Source organism: Sedimentibacter hydroxybenzoicus DSM 7310, from assembly GCF_013403245.1.
Lineage (GTDB): Bacteria > Bacillota > Clostridia > Tissierellales > Sedimentibacteraceae > Sedimentibacter > Sedimentibacter hydroxybenzoicus.
In genome coordinates, this window is the sequence record NZ_JACBNQ010000002.1 from 87,676 (window position 1) to 104,136 (window position 16,461).

The following is a 16,461-nucleotide window of genomic DNA, read 5'->3' on the forward strand; positions in this document are numbered from 1 at the left end:
GAGGACAATCCATGAAACATCTGTTTTGCAAGCTGAAGAACAAGACTGCCACGGCAGTTGCCAGAAGCCGCTATATCCTTTCCGGTAACTGCGGGGAGGGCTACATTGACACGGCTATCAAAATCCTGCTGGCTGTTGTCCTTGGTGCCCTGCTACTGGCTGGGCTTTACGCCCTGTTTGGGGAAACGGTGCTGCCGACCCTGACGGAGCGTATCAAAGAAATGTTTAACTATGGAGGCTAACGGCATCGCACAGGCGGTGCTTTTTTCTTTTCTGCTGATAGTAGCTTCTGTGTGGGATTTCCAGAGACGGATCATCCCGGACAGTGTCTGCCTCCTGATTGCATTGACGGGGCTGATTGATTTCAGTCCCGTCAGGCTTTTGGGAGTTCTTGCGGTGCTGCCACTGCTCACTGCCGCTTTATGCAAGCCGGAGGGCATCGGAGGCGGGGATATCAAACTCACTGCCGCCGCAGGCATTGTGTTGGGCTTTTGGGGATGCACGGCCGGACTGATATTCGGCCTGACCGCATCCCTTTTATTTTACCTCTCGGTTCAGATTGTCAGAAGGCTCCAAAGGCTGGAATCTCAAAAGGCATCCCAGGCAGCCTTACCCATGGCGCCGTTTTTATCATTCGGCTTTTTTATTGTAACCATTATGAAGATCGGAGGAAACATCCTATGAATCTTTTCAAAAACCGCACGGTCGTCGGTGTGATCTGCATCCTTTTGTCCCTGCTCATCTGCTTCGGCGTGACGCCGCTGTTTAACAAATCCGTCAGCCAGAAAACCGAGATTGTCCGTGTGACCAAGGAAATCAAGGCGGGCGATGAAATCACCAAGGATATGGTCCAGACCGTAAAGGTGGGAGGTTTCGGACTGCCCGAAAATGTCATCCGCCAGAGCGAAACGGTCATCGGCAAATACGCCAAGGCCGATCTTTCCATCGGTGACTATATCTTAAATACCAAGCTGTCCGACACCAAGGCCGTAGAAAACACCTACCTTTATAATCTGGACGGCAGCAAACAGGCCATATCGGTGACCATCAAGAGCTTTGCAAACGGTCTGTCCGGCAAGCTTCAGAGCGGCGACATCGTGTCGGTCATTGCCGCCGACTATAAGAAGCAAGGAATGACCGTCATCCCCGCCGAGCTGAAATATGTGGAGGTCATCAGCGTGACCGCCTCCTCCGGCTATGACGCCAACACCGGAGAAGCCAAGTCCGAAAATGACGAGCGTGAGCTACCCTCCACAGTAACTCTGCTGGTCTCTCCGGAACAGAGCAAAGTATTGGCGGAGCTGGAGTCTGACGGCAAGCTCCACCTATCCCTCGTTTACCGTGGCGATTCAGCCAACACCGCTAAGTTTATAGAAGCACAGGATAATGTGATAGCAGCTCTGTACCCTGTGGAGCCGGTGCAGGACAATTCGCCTGAGCCAGAATCCCAGGAGGCGGAGGAAGGGGCAGTACCCCAAACAGAAAGTGTGGTGGAATAATGCTGAACTTTAAGAAAAGCGGCATCTTTGCACGCCACACCGCAGAGGATGAAGCCCCCCAAGAGCAGTCCTCTCAAAGTGGCATACTGGCTGTTTGGGGCTCTCCCGGCAGCGGCAAAACAGTTACAGCCGTAAAGATTGCAAAGCGCCTTGCCGACCGGAAGAAAAACGTGGTGCTTCTGCTTTGCGATATGACCGCTCCCATGCTGCCCTGTGTCTGCCCGCCCTCCGATCTGGAGAGTGAGCATTCGCTGGGCAGTATCCTTGCCGCTACCCATGTGACGGAAGCCCTCATCAAGCACAATCTGGTGACCCTTAAGAAAAACAGCTATCTCACCATCCTCGGCATGAAAAAGGGCGAGAACGAGTACACCTATCCGCCCTATGAACAGACCCAGGCACAGGAGCTGATGGACGGGCTGCGGGAAATTGCCCCTTTTGTGGTAGTGGACTGCGGCAGCTATATCGCAAACGATATCCTTTCCGCCGTGGCTCTCATGGAGGCCGACAGCGTCCTGCGTCTCGCCAATGCCGACCTGAAATCGGTAAGCTATCTCTCCAGCCAGCTTCCTCTGCTCCGGGATTCCAAGTGGGATGCAGATAAGCAATACAAAGTTGCCAGCAATGTAAAGCCCCAGCAGGCCGGGGAACAGATTGGACAGGCGCTGGGCTCTGTGACCTTTATCCTGACCCATTCGCAGGAGCTGGAGGAACAGTATCTGGCGGGGAATCTGCTTGCGGATTTGTCCCTCAAGGACAGCCGCTTATTCCGCAGGGAAATTGAAAAAATCGCAAAGGAGGTGTTCGGATGTTAAGAGAAAAAAGAAGTATTTTCTCATTTTTCAAACGGGAAAGTACGCCGCAGGCTGAACTGGAACAGAAAAAAGCAGAACAAAATCAGCCATCCACACCCCCGGCGACGGCTCCCGATTTGAGCAACATCATGGATCCGGAGTCTTCGGTGAACCGCCCGGTGGATTTTGTAGGAGCAAACCGCGCCCATACGCTGTTCTTCACACCAGAAGCCGAGGGCAAGGATTTCTCCTCGGTTCTTGCCGATGTGCAGGAGTATATCTCCGAGCATTACAGCACACTTCTCACCGCAGGCGGCGAGAATGCTAAATCACATCTCAAACGCTACATCACCAAATACATTCAGGACCGTCGAGTATCGGTAAATGACATGAGCGGCGGCAAGCTGGCGGATGCTCTCTACACCGAAATGGCCGAGTTCGGTTTTCTAACGAAATATATCTTCGGCACCGGCATTGAGGAAATCGACATCAACTCGTGGCGGGATATTGAGGTGCAGTATTCGGATGGCCGCACGGTCAAGCTGGAAGAACGATTTGAGAGCCCACAGCACGCTGTCAATGTGATCCGCAGGATGCTCCACATCAGCGGCATGGTCTTAGACAACGCCAGTCCCATCGTGCTGGGGCATCTTTCCAAGAACATCCGAATCGCCGTCCTGAAAAGCCCCATTGTGGATGAGGATGTGGGCGTGGCGGCCTCCATCCGTATCGTCAACCCCCAGAGCATGAAAAAAGAGGACTTTGTCAGAAGCGGTACGGCGACTGACCCCATGCTGGATTTTTTGTCCCTTTGCATCCGCTACGGCATATCGGTCTGTGTGGCGGGAGCCACCAGCTCCGGCAAAACCACCGTGGCAGGCTGGGTACTGACTACTGTCCCGGATAACAAGAGAATCTACACCATCGAAAATGGCTCCCGTGAGCTGGCTCTCGTCAGAGAAAAGGATGGCAGGGTGGCCAATTCGGTCATCCATACACTGACACGCGACAGCGACAACGAGCGCCAGCGCATCGACCAGACTAACCTCTTGGACTATGCGCTTCGATTTAATCCGGACATTATCGTGGTGGGAGAAATGCGCGGTGCGGAAGCCAATGCCGCTCAGGAAGCTGCCCGAACCGGTGTGGCGGTGCTGACCACCATCCACTCCAACTCCTGCGAAGCCACCTACCGCCGTATGGTGTCCCTCTGCAAACGTGCGGTGGATATGTCGGATCAGACTTTAATGGACTACGTCACCGAAGCCTACCCTATTGTGGTGTTCTGCAAGCAGCTTGAAAATAAGCAGCGCCGCATGATGGAGATTCAGGAGTGCGAAATCCTCCCGGACGGCACAAGGCATTACCGTCCACTCTATCAGTATGTCATTACCGAAAACCGCATGGAGGACGGCAATTTTATGATTGAAGGGCATCATGAGCAAGTCAACACCATCTCGGACAGCCTTGCCAAGCGGCTGCTGGAGAACGGTATGCCCCAGGCGGTCATCGAGAGCTTACGGAGAAAGGAGGCGCAAAGCGCATGACAACGGTACTTTTAATCGCCTGTATCGGAATGATAGCAGGCTCTTTTATTTTACTCGGCCTTACCCCGATAGAGTTCACCACAGCGGTATTCGGAAAGCTCACCGACAGGCCCAAGTCTCTCCGTGATGAGGTGGGCGAATTCACCCGCAGGAAAAAGCAGTCCTATCTACGCCGTGAAATTGCCGAGGTGCAAGCCATCCTCAAGGTCACCGGCAGGACGGCACGCTTTCCCGTGCTCTGCGCCTTGTCTCTGTTATGCTTTGCCGTGGGTGCATCCATCGCCATCATGCTCTCGAACTTTTTCCTTGTTCCTGTGATGGCGGTAGGCTGTATGTTCCTGCCTTTCTGGTGGGTAAAGCTCACAGCCAGCCACTTCAAGCGGGATATTGCGGCGGAACTGGAAACGGCACTTAGTATTATCACCACAGCCTACCTCAGAAACGAGGATATTCTGACGGCAGTAGAGGAAAACATTCCATATCTGAATCCGCCCGTGCTGTCGGTGTTCAAGGGATTTGTGTCCCGCATCAGGCTGGTTGATCCCGATATAACGGCGGCGCTCCATGACCTGAAAGACCGCATTGACAACGCTGTATATGCCGAGTGGTGCGACGCTCTCATCGCCTGCCAGCATGACCGCAGCCTTAAGACCACCCTGACCCCCATCGTCAGCAAGCTGTCCGATATGCGGGTGGTCAACGGTGAACTGGAAAACATGGTGTTTGAGCCGAGAAAGGAATTCATCATCATGCAGATTCTTGTGGTGGGTAATATCCCGCTTATGTATTTTTTGAACCCGGACTGGTACCACACGCTGATGCACACACCGCTGGGGCAGATTATCCTGACCATCTGCGCCGCCGTGATTTTCATTTCCACGGCGTTTGTCATCAAGCTCACCCAGCCCATTGAATATCGAAGATAGGAGGACGCCCATGACAATCTATATCATTTTGTTCGGAGTCCTCCTGTCGGCAGGACTCTTTTTCATTGCCGCCGATTTGCTGAGGCTGCCCACACTGGCCACCCAAAAGGCTATGCTGTCGGCAGGAAAGCAGGCCAAAGCAAAGCCCAAAACCACCGATACTCTGCTGCGCAATGCCGCCGTCCGGCTCTCCCGCTACATCCATATGGATGAGTATAAAAAAAGCAGAATGGCAAATGTGCTGTCGGCGGCGGGACTTTCCGACTCGCCGGAGCTGTTCATGGCAATGGCAATCGTCAAGGCGACGGCTATCGCACTCTGTACCATTCCCTGCCTGATTATCCTGCCCCTGCTGGCTCCCATTGTGCTGTTTACCGCCATACTGATCTACTTCAAGGAAATCCGCAAGGCGGATGAGGCCCTGGCCGCCAAGCGAGGCAAAATCGAACAGGAGCTGCCCCGTTTCGTTGCAACCATCACCCAGGAGCTGAAAGCCAGCCGGGATGTGCTGTCCATGCTGGAGAATTTCAAAAGAAATGCAGGCGAGGACTTCGCCGCGGAGCTTGACATCCTCACGGCGGATATGCGCTCCTCCAGCTATGAAGCCGCACTGACCCGTTTTGAGGCGAGGTTCAATTCGCCTATGCTCTCGGATATCACAAGGGGGCTGATCGGCGTACTGCGCGGAGATGACAGTGTGGTCTATTTCCAGATGCTCAGTCATGACATGAAGCAATTGGAGCTTCAGCGCCTCAAGGCACAAGCCATGAAAATCCCACCCAAAATCCGCGTGTTCTCTTTTGCTATGCTCATGTGCTTTCTTATGACCTATATGGCGATTATTGTCTATGAAATTATCACATCCCTCGGCGGGATGTTTTAAGGAGGTGCGCAAATGCAGCGAGAACAGATGATAGAGACATTGCGAGAAAAGCTCGACCGCAACTGGAGCGATTACCTCCGTGAGCTGGACGGACTTTCCAAAGGCGTTCTCATCGGAAAAAGCGATGAGATCACAGCCGCCCGCTTTGTATATAACGAACTGTACGGCGGCGGGTACCCGGAGGATTATATGGAATACCTCCTGCGTTTTGAAAATCCCTTGGAGGTTGCAAGGGATCAGTGGATATCGGAGCAAACTGTTGATTTCAGCGAGGAACTGAATCATGCGCTCTGGAGTCTGATGGACAAGGGCGATGCGGAACAGGATTATACCCTCGACCCGGAATATATGCCGATCCCTGCAACGGATAAAAAAGTCACCGTGCGGGAATTTATTGAAGCGCACCCGAATGTGGCGTTTGATATGATGACGCCCGGCGGATATGTGTACCTGACACCGGAAACTGCACAGCTTCTGCTGGCAGGCCAGAGTGTGAAAGGAAATCCCGGCAGCTCTGAGTTTGCCAGAGATGTCCCTGTGGAGGAACTGCTGGATCAGGAGGTCTGCGACGCCAATTTCAGCGAGGGCGCATGGCATATATTAAGCGATTATATCCGGGAGCCGGAACAAGAACAGTCTCCCTTCGATCAGGGGGTGACCATGTGCTGAGAATCCTAAGAAATAAGCGTGGCGAGGGATACATTGATGTAGCGGTACTTGTTCTTTGCGCCATGCTGGTCATTGCCCTTGCCGTGAAGGTGTTCCCCGTCTACATCCAAAAGCAGCAGATCGACACCTTTGCGACTGAGCTCATGCGGGAAGCGGAAATCGCCGGACAGGTCGGCAGCGAAACCGGCCGCCGTGAGCAGTTTCTGCGGGAAAAGACCGGGCTGACCCCCACCGTGACATGGTCCAAGACCGGCAGAATCCAGCTCAATGAGGAAGTCACGGTAACGGTCACCTACCAGACCAACATCGGGCTATTCGGCGGGTTCGGCTCCTTCCCGATTACGCTAAGAGCGGATGCGGCTGGAAAATCAGAAGTCTATTGGAAGTAGGTAATGAGATGGAAAAAATCAAACGTATCCTCAAGAACAAAAGTGGTGCAGGCGTTCCCCTCATTATCGCCGTCACCCTGTCGCTGGTGATAATATTTACCGGCATTTCGGAATATTTCCGGCTTATGATCGTTGCGCAGGGTGTGCGGGATGCAGTGCAGTCTGCCGTTATTTCCACCGTCAACGACAACTACGAAGATGTGTATCACGGTGTGCGGGAGGGTTATAGCGGCGCCTACCAGCCCATGGCAGACGATTTTGAGGAAAGCCTCGATTATGGCGATATTTATGAAAGGCTGGATAGTATACTCGGCTTATCTGTGAGCAGCTTCTACCATGAAAAGCGCACCCTGGACGGAAAGCTGGAGTTTAAGGTGTGGGGTCTGGAGGTGGATATCCGAAACGCTCCTTTTGCGTCAGGCGACCAAGCTTCTGCCCGCTTTGAAGCTGACAGCACCATCATGCTGGAGGTTCCCGTATCCTTCGGCGGAAAACTGCTGCCCCCCATGACGATCAAAGTCAAGACCAGCGCCGGATACACACCGAGGTTTTAACACTGCGGAAAAGTTTCTTGGAATAATGATAGACTTTTTGAAAAGTTCGTGGTAGGGTGTGACTTAACAAGGAGACTCTCAAAATTTAACAAATAGGAGGACACTCTTATGAAAAATATAAATGATAAAACGAAGAAATGGCTGACCGTAACCGGCTGCCTCGCCCTCTGCGTGGTGCTGGTGGCGCTGATCGGACAGCAGTTTCAAAGCCCAAAGCCGGTGGATGATTCGCTCCCGCCCCAAAGCTCCGGGGTGAGCGATGTGACGATAGACCCGAAGGTGCCGGACAGCACAGAGAAAGTAATCAGCGTAACCCCGCCCGATGTCACCCAGCCGCCAAGCACCGACAACGGTGCGGTTTCCAGCGGCACGGAGCAAACCATCCAGGGCGATGCATCCAAGCCGGAATATACCGAGGAACAGCTCAAAGACCCCACGCATAAACCCAATGGCGAAAAAGTCACGGAGCAGGATAAGCCTGTCGATCACGATAAGGTAGAGCAGCCAAAAGATACCCCGAAAAACGACAGCCAGCCGCAGGGCGGCGAAACCAAGGACGGTAAGATTTATGTGCCGGGTTTCGGATGGATTGACGATGAAGGCGGTGGCGGTCAAGGTACGGTTGGAGAAAGTGATGGTGACATCAATAAACAGGTCGGAAACATGGATTAAACAATATATTTGCATAAAGGTACGGTTGAAATATACCGTGCCTTTTTATTTCGCAAACAGGAGGACAGAATGAAAAGATTACTTTTTAGAGCATTGCCGCTGTTCCTCATTTTCTGCCTAATTTGTCCTATGACTGCTTTTGCGGATACCGGTGGGAGCGGAAATATCGACGGCGGAGGCGGCGGAATGGGCAGCGGAACCAGCACCAATACATGGAGCGGCGGTAACGAGGGTGTGAGAATAACGGTGGTCCGTGCGAGTGATCATTCCGTTGTAACAACACCTATTGATTTAACAAATAAATCCCCCAATACTATCCAAGTCCATTTTGGGAAAGTGAGTAAGCTGCAATATAGCGCTGGCAGTGGATTGACACCGACAACAAATAAATATCAATATATTAATCCGCCAAAGTCCATGCCACGTATTATCAGCACCAACGGCAACAACAATATTGAAGCAATCAAAAAATACTTTTGCTCAGAATACATCGTACAGATGATTGCTAATCACACGGGCATGAACTATGACATCCTCATCGGCGGTGAGTATAAAATCCTTTTAGAGCCCATCGCCTACTACAAATTTGAGGGCACCATGATTGCCACCACCGCTATGGAAGCGGCGCTCTATGACGAGCAGACAAGCGGTCTGCTCCGAAAGAGAATGGTGTCACTTTCCCACAAGAATCTACCTCTGGCCATGTTTTTAGAAACCGACGACCTCGGCTATCCCGCATGGGGAGGCAGTAAAACCAGCGCCGCATCCAATGCGGATATCAAGTCCAGCCTTGGGCTTGGCATTGTCCGTTTTACGGAGAAGCCGGAGGAACCTCACATTGACGCCTACGATTATGAATACCGTGTAAACACCGACGTCATCACGGCGGTCAGAGTCAGTGGCGGTCAGTCCGACCCTGACAGGCCCACCCGTGTCAGCTTTAATATCGGCGGGCAAACCTACAGCGTGGGCAATGTTTACTATCCCGAAGGCGACAGTCAACTTGCGTGGGTAAAATGGAAAACCCCTGATACTGAGCAGAATATGACAATTCAAGTGACGGTATCCGGACCCGGCAGCACTGCCAAGACGACCCTCAATGTGAAAATCATTGACATTGATAAGAACCCTCCACCGAATCCTGTAGCCGATGACCGCAACGACAGCTTCCGTGCCTCTGCCGTGCCAAGCAGAGCGGTAAAAAGCTCGGCAAGCTGGAGTGTCTGGCGACCGTGGTGGCAGGAATACTGGGTATGGCACAGTGATTATGACGATGAAGGAAACGATAACGGATATTGGTGCGATCATGGATGGTGGGAGTTCGACCTGAACCATTACAGCGCCAGCCTTACCTCTGCCATGAGCATCAAGTGTGATGATAAAAATCCGACCGCCAGCGAGAGGACGATGAAATCAGGCTATGGCATCAATCAGACCATCACAGGAAGCATCAGCTCCAATCAAAGCTCGGCAGTTACCCAGCCGCAGAATGCCGTCAGCTATTTCCCCGAATTCGGCTACGAAACCTATTGGAGGCTCTTGGAGCGTATGGGTTCGGGGCGGTTTGAGTTTCAGAACAACCATTATTCCACCTACAAAAACCGCACCCATTTCAGCCCAATCTGGATGCCCGACGGAGCCTACACCGTCAATACATGGCTTATTGATGGATGGACTCCGGATGGAATGCTGTCCGCCAATCTTACAGACAGCTTGACCATAAGGGGCAACTTGTGGCAGGACTGGCATATTGGCCCTAAGAAGCCTTAACCATAAAATAGAAAAAGAACAGGGCCGCGGGAGATATTCTGCGGCCTTTTCTCAACTTTAGAAAGGTGGTCTCTATGAAAAAACAGCGAAAATTTGCGCTCATTTTTTGCCTTGTTTTGCTGATCGCGCTTGCGTTTGGAACGACTGCATACGCCGCTCCAACCGGCGATGTGGCAGGGGCGATTGAGGGCACTTGGCGGGATGCCTCCGGGCAAATCAAGACCGTTGTCAATAAGGTGGTGTTCCCCGCCATTGACCTGATTCTTGCGGTATTCTTCTTTGCCAAACTTGGGCTCGCTTATTTTGATTATCGCAAACATGGGCAATTCGAATGGGCGGCGCCGGCAATCCTGTTTGCTTGCTTGGTGTTTACACTGACGGCGCCGCTTTATATCTGGACTATTTTGGGTATGTGATGAAAAGAGCAAGCCGAATACTTTAGTCAGGGTTCGGCTTGCTCTGAAATTACAATTTAACTCTTCTTGCCTCTGATGTGTGAGCCAATGGCAACGGCTCCTACTGATATAAAAATCAGTGCTATTCCAAACCAAATAATGTTCATTCCATCATTTAGGCCATATACAATAAAGCAAATTGCCGCAATAAGGTTCATAATTCCACTAAGTAATAACATGATATAATCCTCCATCAAATTCCAGTTTACCGCTATCATACCATATGTTTGAAGGCACTTCCACCGTCCTTTTGCAAGGATACCCTGGACGATTTTGGGGATGTGATGAAAAGAGCAAGCCGAATCCTTGAGGCGGGACTCGGCTTGCTCTACAGATTGGAAGTTACCATCGCACTTAATATATTGAGCATATTGCAGCCTTAATTTATTTCCCGTTGGGAGCTTCTTTCTGTCTTGTTGACTTCGGTTATTTGAGCGTTTTGCTCTGTAGTGACAGTAGAACTCTCCCCCAACTTTTGAAAAGCAGAGAAGTTTAATATCAGCAGTAGTAAGATTATCACAGTAAATGAAAGCAAAACAATTTTCACTGTTTTCCAGATGCGTCGGCTCCGTCTGTTTTTCTCAGCTAATAGCGAATTGAGTTGCTCCAGCTTTTGTGCAATGATATTACCCTCTTCCTTATCAGATAATTCGATTGTGTCACCAAGAAGCACACTTACAGATACTTCAAAAATTTCAGCAATGCGAATAAGTAGATCTGCGTCTGGCACTGACAGACCTTTTTCCCATTTGGATACAGTCTGGCGCACGATATGTAAACGTTCCGCTAGTTCTTCTTGGGAAAGCCCCTTTTGCTTGCGAAGATTTTTAAGGTTTTCACTAAACATATTTCCTACCTCCTTTGCTTGCCTTCACCATACGCTATCAACTACCATTGCAGCAAGTTCTGGAATCGAAAAAGCTCGAGGATGATGGATAGCAAATCAAAGGGCGCAGTGGAAACCTTCCCACTGCGCTTTTCCCTCCACTCAGAGATAAATTTGTGATCATCAAATTCAGTTCTTTTTTATCGTTCTCAGACATAAAAGTTCATTTATAGCGGCTGGACATTGTTCGTTCTTTCGCATATAATGTGAAGTGAAGAATTATGCAGGAGAGTGGGCTTATGAAATTCATTACGGCAAAAGAAGCCGGTGAAAAATGGGGGATATCCGACCGGCGGGTACAGATTCTGTGTAAGCAAGGCAGGATTAAAGGCGCTTATCGGCTCGGATGGACTTGGGCTATCCCGGAGGATGCCGAAAAGCCTATGGATGGACGTTTAAAGCCTGCGGAGTAAGGGGTGAAGCTATATGCCGATGTGGAATCCGTGGCGTGGCTGTCGCAGATACAGTGAAGGCTGTCAATATTGTTACATTCATAAGGGTGATAACATCATCTGTCAGCCTTTGCTTGGGAGCTTGGATATTGAAAAATATCTTCATGATGTAGAATTAGTCGTTGTTGGCGGCGAATCGGACAGAGACGCACGGCCCTTGGATTATGATTGGGTTTTGGATATTCGAGAGCAATGCAAACGGCAGGATGTTCACTTTGAATTCCGCCAATGCGGTACACATTTCATCAAGGATGGCAAGCAATACTCTTTGGCGGTAAAGGATTTATGCGCTCAAGCGAGAAAAGCGAACATTATCTTATAAGGACGGTGGCGAAGCATGAAAAGAAAATGGAGTAAACATATTATATTCTTCCTATGCGCTTTCATATTGTGCGCCATCGCCCTATGGAGTGCTTGGCAGCTCTGGTTTAACCCTTACCGCGGCACAGCGAGCGATTTGCGCCCGTCCGAAGAATTGGAAACAGTGTTAACCTCGCAGCAAGCGATCGAGGATTTGGATTATATTGTACAACGCTTGACAGAGCGTCATCCCGCATGTATGAACGGTCTGCCCGATAGCGTACAGCTTGCATATGAGCGGGAGCGCATGGGAATTACTACGCTTCCGGAGGTATCGGTTTTGTCACTCTGGCAAAGCGCAGCGAGCGTTTTGAGCAGTTTGGGGGACGCCCACACCGCCGTAGGTGTAAATTACGAGAACAGGGTGCGCTTGCCTCTCGCCTTTACATGGAAGGATGACACACTGACCTGTTCAAGCGGCGAATATGATGGATATATCGTTGTTGAAATCGGTGGAGTTTCGACGGATGATCTCTACCAACGCTTTCCCACTCAGTTTTCCTACGAGCTGGAGTCTTGGGCACGCCATTCCTTCGCTTCGCGATTGAATCGCGGTGAATATCTATCTTTTACCGGCATAGATACACAAAAGGACATTCCGCTTTTGCTGGAAGAACCGAATAACGGTGGCCGCATAACCGCAATGTTTGCACTGCATGAAAGTGTCGCTGTCGGTGCAGAAAAAACCAAACCAAATTTTGATTATTCGGTTGATGCATCTTCCGGTATGGAGATTTTCACTCTTCGTCAATGCGTATATGATGAAGAATACAAGAACGGCCTGCGGGATTTCTTCACGGCTGTTCAGGAAAACAATATCCGTAGCGTGATTGTGGATTTAAGGGGCAATCCGGGCGGGAATTCAATGGTTGCGAATGAGTTTGTCCGCTATCTCCCGGTAGATAGCTATCTCATCGGTACCTCCGAGGTTCGTTTCGGCCCAATCCTATGGAAGAACAAGCCGCAGAACCGGAAAAATCAACAGCTTACACCGGTCTTTTCAGGTGATGTATACGCACTTACCGGGACAGATACGTTCAGCTCGGCCATGGACTTTGCAACATTGATTTCAGATAATAAATTAGGGACGGTGGTCGGGGAGGTTCCCGGCAACATGCCTTCTTCTTATGGGGATATTCTTTATTTTCAAACGCCGAATGCACGGCTTGTTTTTACCGTGTCCTATAAATACTTTATACGACCGGACGCATCTAAGTCTGATTCGCCCCTGGTTCCAGATGTGGTAGTCCCTGCTAAGGATGCGTTCACCGAAACCATGCGGTTGATTGAGAAGGTGAGGTAGGGATATGCAAATTAGGGATATTTGGCCGTTTCTGCTTCCGGGCGTATTGGTTCAATTATTGATGCAGATCCTCTGTATTGTGGAGGGCGTAAGAGAAGATAAACGCGAGCCATTTCATCGCGCCCTATATATCTTGTCTATCGCCATTTTTGGATTGGCTGCTATTGCCTTCCATCTGCTTCGCGCTGAAAAGGCACCACCAAAGGACACCACCACTGCCGAAGTGGAAAGGGCGAACCACCTCACAAATAAGGGTATCTTTTTGCTGCTGCTGATTGCTTATCAAGTGATGGGGCTGCATATGCTGGCAGAGAATGTCGGAACTCCTACGTACATCCCCTTGATTTGGCTGCTGTCAATCTCTTTTCTCACAATGCTGCTGTATAATCTGCTCCCTGAGAAAAAGCGCTTCATATCCGAACCGCTTTTACCAATGCTGCAGCTTATTCTATGCATTCCAATTCAATATCTGGATGTTTCGGGGGACAACCTATTTCTTTCCATCATTGCGGGGTTCAGCGCAATCAACCACACATCGCTGTCCCGCGCAAAGGTCTATGGAATCGGTGCGCTGGGTGCTTATCTTTTGGGCAGCACGGCAAGAACAATACTTTTATCCGAAAGCGCTGAAATGGCTGATCTGGTCCGCTATTTTTTCGTCAACACAATTGTGGTTCTGCTTGCCTTACTTGCTTTTTACACATTAAAAAAGCAGATGATTACAAGTGTCAAGTTAGAATCAGCTCTCCGTACGGTGAATGAGCAATCCGAAAAGCTTAAGAGCTTAGCAGTCGTGGAGGAAAGGAATCGTATTGCCGCCGAAATGCACGATACGGTCGGCCATACACTGACTGCAGCCGTCCTGACATTAGAAGCGGCGGAGGGACTTGTATCGGAGCCGCAAGCGGCACAAAAGCTGCGTCAAGGCAAAGAACAAGTGCGGCGAGGACTTTCGGAACTTCGCGCTTCTGTTAAAGTAGTTAGGGCAGGAAATGAAACCGATTTTGTCGTCGTCCTTGAGCAGCTTTTGCAGGAAATCCGCTCTGACACCGGGCTTGATATTCATCTTGTGATGGAATCAGAAATTGCCCTGCCCCCGCTTCAAGCCGGCATACTGCTCTCGGCGATAAAGGAATGTACAACCAACGCCATCAGACATGGACAGGCAACGCATGTGGACATCCTGATTGGCGAGTATAAAGGACGGCTACGGCTGGCTTTTACAGACAACGGCAGCGGAACGGATGATATAAAGTTCGGCTCCGGACTATCCATCATGCGGGAGCGTGTGCAAAGCATAGGTGGGACACTGGAAATAGAAAGTGCACCGGGAGAGGGGCTTACCGTCAGCCTCATCATCGCCGCCGTGCAAAGAAAGGAGGATGTGCAATGAATCAAATCACCGTTCTATTGGCGGACGATCAGACAATTATTCGGGATGGGCTAAGCGCTTTACTTGAAACAAATCCTGATATTCAGGTAGTTGCGGAAGCAAAAAACGGTATGGAGGCCTATGAGCAAACGGAAATCCATCACCCGCAGGTGGTTCTCATGGATATCCGAATGCCGGAAATGGGCGGAGTGGAGGCTACACGCCTGATTAAGAGGGACTTTCCTGATACAGCGGTTTTGGTATTAACCACATTTGATGATGATGAATCCATTCTTGGCGCCATCACCTACGGCGCTTCGGGGTATCTTTTAAAGGACATCAGCGGGGTAAAGCTGGCCGAAGCCATCCGTGACACCGTGAGGGGAAGCGTCATTTTACCAGGGAATATTGCCGCCAAAATCACAAAGCATATCGGTAAACAAGTCAAACCGGAAACATCGCTTGAGGACTTTACCCAGCGTGAACAGGATATCATTCGTTTGCTGATGCAAGGAAACAGCAATCAGGAAATCGCTCAGTCGCTTTTTCTAACAGTTGGCACGGTCAAGAACTATATCAGTCAAATCTATAGCAAAGCAGGAATTACTGACCGAGCAAACGCTATATTGCACTTCAAAAAATTGGGATTCTAAAGATTAGGTTTTTAAGAGCGGGGGCTACGGCCTCCGTTTTTTATTACCCGATATATGACTCCGGTAACTTATCATATGACCGCTTGATCTTCTATACTGAACATGGTAAAACCAGAAGCCGTGTTCGGGAGGGGTTTTAAAATGAGGTTTATAAAGAGTATCTTTAAGAAAATAGTTCAATTTCTGCGACATCTATCGCGGGAATATGCCCACCCAAGTTTCTATGTTGCCGAGATGCACGCAGCCCAGCGGAAAAAGGAGTAAACATGTTGTGAGGTCAGAGATATAATCAATAGGAAACAACTATTTTAACAAAGTAAACGAATGGAGGTCGAATTGCATGAAAAAGAGGAAGCTATCAGATTATTGGAATATGGGGACAGCCATAGGTTTATGTACTGCTGTTGGTATTGTGCTGGGTGCATTGTTGCAAAACGTGGTTCTGTGGCTTTGCATCGGAGCTGGTGTAGGCGTAGTTCTTGGAGCGGTTTCTGCAAATAAAAAACTGTGAGACAAATAACCCATCAATCATGGAGGTGTAACATTATGAACGAGTTTATACTTACAAAGGATATGCTCCTAATCCTCTCCCCGCTTATTCTCCTTCAACTTAGTCTGGCGGTGTACTGCGGCATAAAAATCTTCAGGGAAGGTGTTCAAAACCTAAACAAGTGGGCTTGGTTTCTTATCTGCTTGTTTGTTAATGTAATCGGTCCTGTTTTATTTCTTTTGGTAGGAAGAAAGAAAGAGTTTAAATGATTGCGGTAAAAAGGCTTATAAAATATTTAAATTGTGGAGGCACTATATGAAAAAGATTATTTTGATTTTTTCTCTTATAGCTTTAGTAATTTTCATAATTTTGCTTGTTGGGCAAAGTGGTTTTTTCTTGCACTCAAATATTGTGGATAATCCAAGTGATGCGGTAAAACAAGAGGAAGAGATACAGCAGCCTCAAACTAAAGACGAGTATGTGTCGCCAGATGATACGCTTTCTGACAAGACCGAGAGCGAGGACGGATCTGAATCAGACATCAAAATCGAAACGGGAACTTATCAGGGGCAAATCGACAGTAGCTTTATAGAGATAGCTATTTCGGGTGTTCCTGAAGAAAAAGCAATTCAGGTATTTATGTTGTCTGACGAGCTTAAGAATGAATTTGGAGATTTGGAACTTAACACAGGCGAGAGCATTAAATTCCAATATTATATCGGCGAAGATGGGCGGAATATCATTGTAGATATTGAAAATTAGCATAGGCTCTATTTTATGGTAAAGG

General features: G+C 49.5%; 23 protein-coding genes. 21 read left to right on the forward strand and 2 right to left on the reverse strand.

Going from position 1 to position 16,461, the window contains the following annotated elements; genetic code table 11:
• Positions 1–11 precede the first annotated feature (11 nt).
• The 13 genes from HZF24_RS02950 (at position 12) to HZF24_RS03010 (ending at position 10,119) form a co-directional block, all read left to right on the forward strand.
• The gene (locus HZF24_RS02950) at positions 12–242 is read left to right on the forward strand and encodes a DUF6133 family protein (RefSeq protein ID WP_179236790.1); all 231 of its coding nucleotides are present in this window, start codon (positions 12–14) and stop codon (positions 240–242) included.
• Positions 232–684, forward strand: a complete 453-nt coding sequence (locus HZF24_RS02955; RefSeq protein WP_179236791.1) for a prepilin peptidase — start codon at positions 232–234, stop codon at positions 682–684. The genes HZF24_RS02950 and HZF24_RS02955 overlap by 11 nt, the downstream gene beginning before the upstream one ends.
• The gene (cpaB, locus tag HZF24_RS02960; protein WP_179236792.1) at positions 681–1,499 is read left to right on the forward strand and encodes a Flp pilus assembly protein CpaB; all 819 of its coding nucleotides are present in this window, start codon (positions 681–683) and stop codon (positions 1,497–1,499) included. Before HZF24_RS02955 ends, cpaB begins: the two co-directional genes overlap by 4 nt.
• Positions 1,499–2,314 carry a P-loop NTPase family protein gene (locus tag HZF24_RS02965; RefSeq protein ID WP_179236793.1) on the forward strand — a complete coding sequence of 272 codons (816 nt, stop codon included), beginning with the start codon at positions 1,499–1,501 and terminating at the stop codon, positions 2,312–2,314. Before cpaB ends, HZF24_RS02965 begins: the two co-directional genes overlap by 1 nt.
• Positions 2,308–3,840 (forward strand): type II/IV secretion system ATPase subunit, encoded by a 1,533-nt coding sequence (locus HZF24_RS02970; RefSeq protein ID WP_179236794.1) that lies wholly within the window; start codon positions 2,308–2,310, stop codon positions 3,838–3,840. Before HZF24_RS02965 ends, HZF24_RS02970 begins: the two co-directional genes overlap by 7 nt.
• On the forward strand, positions 3,837–4,766 hold the full coding sequence (locus HZF24_RS02975) for a type II secretion system F family protein (RefSeq protein WP_179236795.1): 930 nt from the start codon (positions 3,837–3,839) through the stop codon (positions 4,764–4,766). The genes HZF24_RS02970 and HZF24_RS02975 overlap by 4 nt, the downstream gene beginning before the upstream one ends.
• A gap of 10 nt (positions 4,767–4,776) precedes the next feature.
• A complete protein-coding gene (locus HZF24_RS02980; protein WP_179236796.1) occupies positions 4,777–5,649 on the forward strand; it encodes a secretion protein F in 873 nt (290 codons plus the stop codon).
• A gap of 12 nt (positions 5,650–5,661) precedes the next feature.
• Positions 5,662–6,318: a hypothetical protein gene (locus HZF24_RS02985; RefSeq protein WP_179236797.1), complete on the forward strand. Its 657-nt coding sequence runs from the start codon at positions 5,662–5,664 to the stop codon at positions 6,316–6,318.
• On the forward strand, positions 6,312–6,707 hold the full coding sequence (locus HZF24_RS02990; RefSeq protein WP_179236798.1) for a DUF4320 family protein: 396 nt from the start codon (positions 6,312–6,314) through the stop codon (positions 6,705–6,707). The genes HZF24_RS02985 and HZF24_RS02990 overlap by 7 nt, the downstream gene beginning before the upstream one ends.
• A gap of 8 nt (positions 6,708–6,715) precedes the next feature.
• Positions 6,716–7,261: a hypothetical protein gene (locus HZF24_RS02995; protein ID WP_179236799.1), complete on the forward strand. Its 546-nt coding sequence runs from the start codon at positions 6,716–6,718 to the stop codon at positions 7,259–7,261.
• A 108-nt stretch (positions 7,262–7,369) separates the two neighbouring features.
• Positions 7,370–7,933 (forward strand): DUF6550 family protein, encoded by a 564-nt coding sequence (locus HZF24_RS03000; RefSeq protein WP_179236800.1) that lies wholly within the window; start codon positions 7,370–7,372, stop codon positions 7,931–7,933.
• Positions 7,934–8,002: 69 nt separating this feature from the next.
• Positions 8,003–9,703, forward strand: coding sequence for a hypothetical protein (locus HZF24_RS03005; RefSeq protein WP_179236801.1), 1,701 nt, complete (start codon positions 8,003–8,005; stop codon positions 9,701–9,703).
• Between the two features lie 74 nt (positions 9,704–9,777).
• The gene (locus HZF24_RS03010) at positions 9,778–10,119 is read left to right on the forward strand and encodes a DUF3852 domain-containing protein (protein ID WP_179236802.1); all 342 of its coding nucleotides are present in this window, start codon (positions 9,778–9,780) and stop codon (positions 10,117–10,119) included.
• A gap of 56 nt (positions 10,120–10,175) precedes the next feature.
• On the opposite strand, the gene HZF24_RS03015 is transcribed toward HZF24_RS03010, so the two are convergent.
• A complete protein-coding gene (locus HZF24_RS03015) occupies positions 10,176–10,337 on the reverse strand; it encodes a hypothetical protein (RefSeq protein ID WP_179236803.1) in 162 nt (53 codons plus the stop codon).
• Positions 10,338–10,537: 200 nt separating this feature from the next.
• Entirely contained in the window at positions 10,538–11,005 is a 468-nt protein-coding gene (locus tag HZF24_RS03020; protein ID WP_179236804.1) for a helix-turn-helix domain-containing protein, read from the reverse strand.
• A 278-nt stretch (positions 11,006–11,283) separates the two neighbouring features.
• Between HZF24_RS03020 and HZF24_RS03025 the strand changes: the two genes are divergently transcribed.
• From HZF24_RS03025 to HZF24_RS03060, 8 genes are all read left to right on the forward strand, one after another.
• Positions 11,284–11,457, forward strand: coding sequence for a MerR family transcriptional regulator (locus HZF24_RS03025; RefSeq protein ID WP_179236805.1), 174 nt, complete (start codon positions 11,284–11,286; stop codon positions 11,455–11,457).
• A 13-nt stretch (positions 11,458–11,470) separates the two neighbouring features.
• Positions 11,471–11,818 carry a DUF5131 family protein gene (locus tag HZF24_RS03030; protein ID WP_179236806.1) on the forward strand — a complete coding sequence of 116 codons (348 nt, stop codon included), beginning with the start codon at positions 11,471–11,473 and terminating at the stop codon, positions 11,816–11,818.
• Between the two features lie 15 nt (positions 11,819–11,833).
• Positions 11,834–13,159, forward strand: a complete 1,326-nt coding sequence (locus tag HZF24_RS03035; RefSeq protein ID WP_179236807.1) for a S41 family peptidase — start codon at positions 11,834–11,836, stop codon at positions 13,157–13,159.
• Between the two features lie 4 nt (positions 13,160–13,163).
• Positions 13,164–14,552: a sensor histidine kinase gene (locus tag HZF24_RS03040; RefSeq protein WP_179236808.1), complete on the forward strand. Its 1,389-nt coding sequence runs from the start codon at positions 13,164–13,166 to the stop codon at positions 14,550–14,552.
• Positions 14,549–15,184, forward strand: a complete 636-nt coding sequence (locus HZF24_RS03045) for a response regulator transcription factor (protein WP_179236809.1) — start codon at positions 14,549–14,551, stop codon at positions 15,182–15,184. Before HZF24_RS03040 ends, HZF24_RS03045 begins: the two co-directional genes overlap by 4 nt.
• A 340-nt stretch (positions 15,185–15,524) precedes the next feature.
• Positions 15,525–15,695 (forward strand): hypothetical protein, encoded by a 171-nt coding sequence (locus HZF24_RS03050; protein WP_179236810.1) that lies wholly within the window; start codon positions 15,525–15,527, stop codon positions 15,693–15,695.
• Positions 15,696–15,730: 35 nt separating this feature from the next.
• Positions 15,731–15,943 carry a PLD nuclease N-terminal domain-containing protein gene (locus tag HZF24_RS03055; RefSeq protein WP_179236811.1) on the forward strand — a complete coding sequence of 71 codons (213 nt, stop codon included), beginning with the start codon at positions 15,731–15,733 and terminating at the stop codon, positions 15,941–15,943.
• A gap of 46 nt (positions 15,944–15,989) precedes the next feature.
• Complete coding sequence (locus HZF24_RS03060) at positions 15,990–16,436, forward strand: hypothetical protein (protein WP_179236812.1); 447 nt, start codon at positions 15,990–15,992, stop codon at positions 16,434–16,436.
• Positions 16,437–16,461 lie beyond the last annotated feature (25 nt).

Bases quoted from the DNA above. Each gene is read 5' to 3' on its own strand.
- HZF24_RS02980 (WP_179236796.1), top strand. From the start codon at position 4,777: ATGACAATCTATATCATTTTGTTCGGAGTCCTCCTGTCGGCAGGACTC.
- HZF24_RS03035 (WP_179236807.1), top strand. From the start codon at position 11,834: ATGAAAAGAAAATGGAGTAAACATATTATATTCTTCCTATGCGCTTTC.
- HZF24_RS03060 (WP_179236812.1), top strand. From the start codon at position 15,990: ATGAAAAAGATTATTTTGATTTTTTCTCTTATAGCTTTAGTAATTTTC.
- HZF24_RS03010 (WP_179236802.1), top strand. From the start codon at position 9,778: ATGAAAAAACAGCGAAAATTTGCGCTCATTTTTTGCCTTGTTTTGCTG.
- HZF24_RS03055 (WP_179236811.1), top strand. From the start codon at position 15,731: ATGAACGAGTTTATACTTACAAAGGATATGCTCCTAATCCTCTCCCCG.
- HZF24_RS03025 (WP_179236805.1), top strand. From the start codon at position 11,284: ATGAAATTCATTACGGCAAAAGAAGCCGGTGAAAAATGGGGGATATCC.
- HZF24_RS02965 (WP_179236793.1), top strand. From the start codon at position 1,499: ATGCTGAACTTTAAGAAAAGCGGCATCTTTGCACGCCACACCGCAGAG.
- HZF24_RS03045 (WP_179236809.1), top strand. From the start codon at position 14,549: ATGAATCAAATCACCGTTCTATTGGCGGACGATCAGACAATTATTCGG.
- HZF24_RS02985 (WP_179236797.1), top strand. From the start codon at position 5,662: ATGCAGCGAGAACAGATGATAGAGACATTGCGAGAAAAGCTCGACCGC.
- cpaB (WP_179236792.1), top strand. From the start codon at position 681: ATGAATCTTTTCAAAAACCGCACGGTCGTCGGTGTGATCTGCATCCTT.
- HZF24_RS03020 (WP_179236804.1), bottom strand. From the start codon at position 11,005: ATGTTTAGTGAAAACCTTAAAAATCTTCGCAAGCAAAAGGGGCTTTCC.
- HZF24_RS03050 (WP_179236810.1), top strand. From the start codon at position 15,525: ATGAAAAAGAGGAAGCTATCAGATTATTGGAATATGGGGACAGCCATA.
- HZF24_RS03005 (WP_179236801.1), top strand. From the start codon at position 8,003: ATGAAAAGATTACTTTTTAGAGCATTGCCGCTGTTCCTCATTTTCTGC.
- HZF24_RS03040 (WP_179236808.1), top strand. From the start codon at position 13,164: ATGCAAATTAGGGATATTTGGCCGTTTCTGCTTCCGGGCGTATTGGTT.
- HZF24_RS03000 (WP_179236800.1), top strand. From the start codon at position 7,370: ATGAAAAATATAAATGATAAAACGAAGAAATGGCTGACCGTAACCGGC.
- HZF24_RS03030 (WP_179236806.1), top strand. From the start codon at position 11,471: ATGCCGATGTGGAATCCGTGGCGTGGCTGTCGCAGATACAGTGAAGGC.
- HZF24_RS02970 (WP_179236794.1), top strand. From the start codon at position 2,308: ATGTTAAGAGAAAAAAGAAGTATTTTCTCATTTTTCAAACGGGAAAGT.
- HZF24_RS02975 (WP_179236795.1), top strand. From the start codon at position 3,837: ATGACAACGGTACTTTTAATCGCCTGTATCGGAATGATAGCAGGCTCT.
- HZF24_RS03015 (WP_179236803.1), bottom strand. From the start codon at position 10,337: ATGTTATTACTTAGTGGAATTATGAACCTTATTGCGGCAATTTGCTTT.
- HZF24_RS02995 (WP_179236799.1), top strand. From the start codon at position 6,716: ATGGAAAAAATCAAACGTATCCTCAAGAACAAAAGTGGTGCAGGCGTT.
- HZF24_RS02950 (WP_179236790.1), top strand. From the start codon at position 12: ATGAAACATCTGTTTTGCAAGCTGAAGAACAAGACTGCCACGGCAGTT.
- HZF24_RS02955 (WP_179236791.1), top strand. From the start codon at position 232: ATGGAGGCTAACGGCATCGCACAGGCGGTGCTTTTTTCTTTTCTGCTG.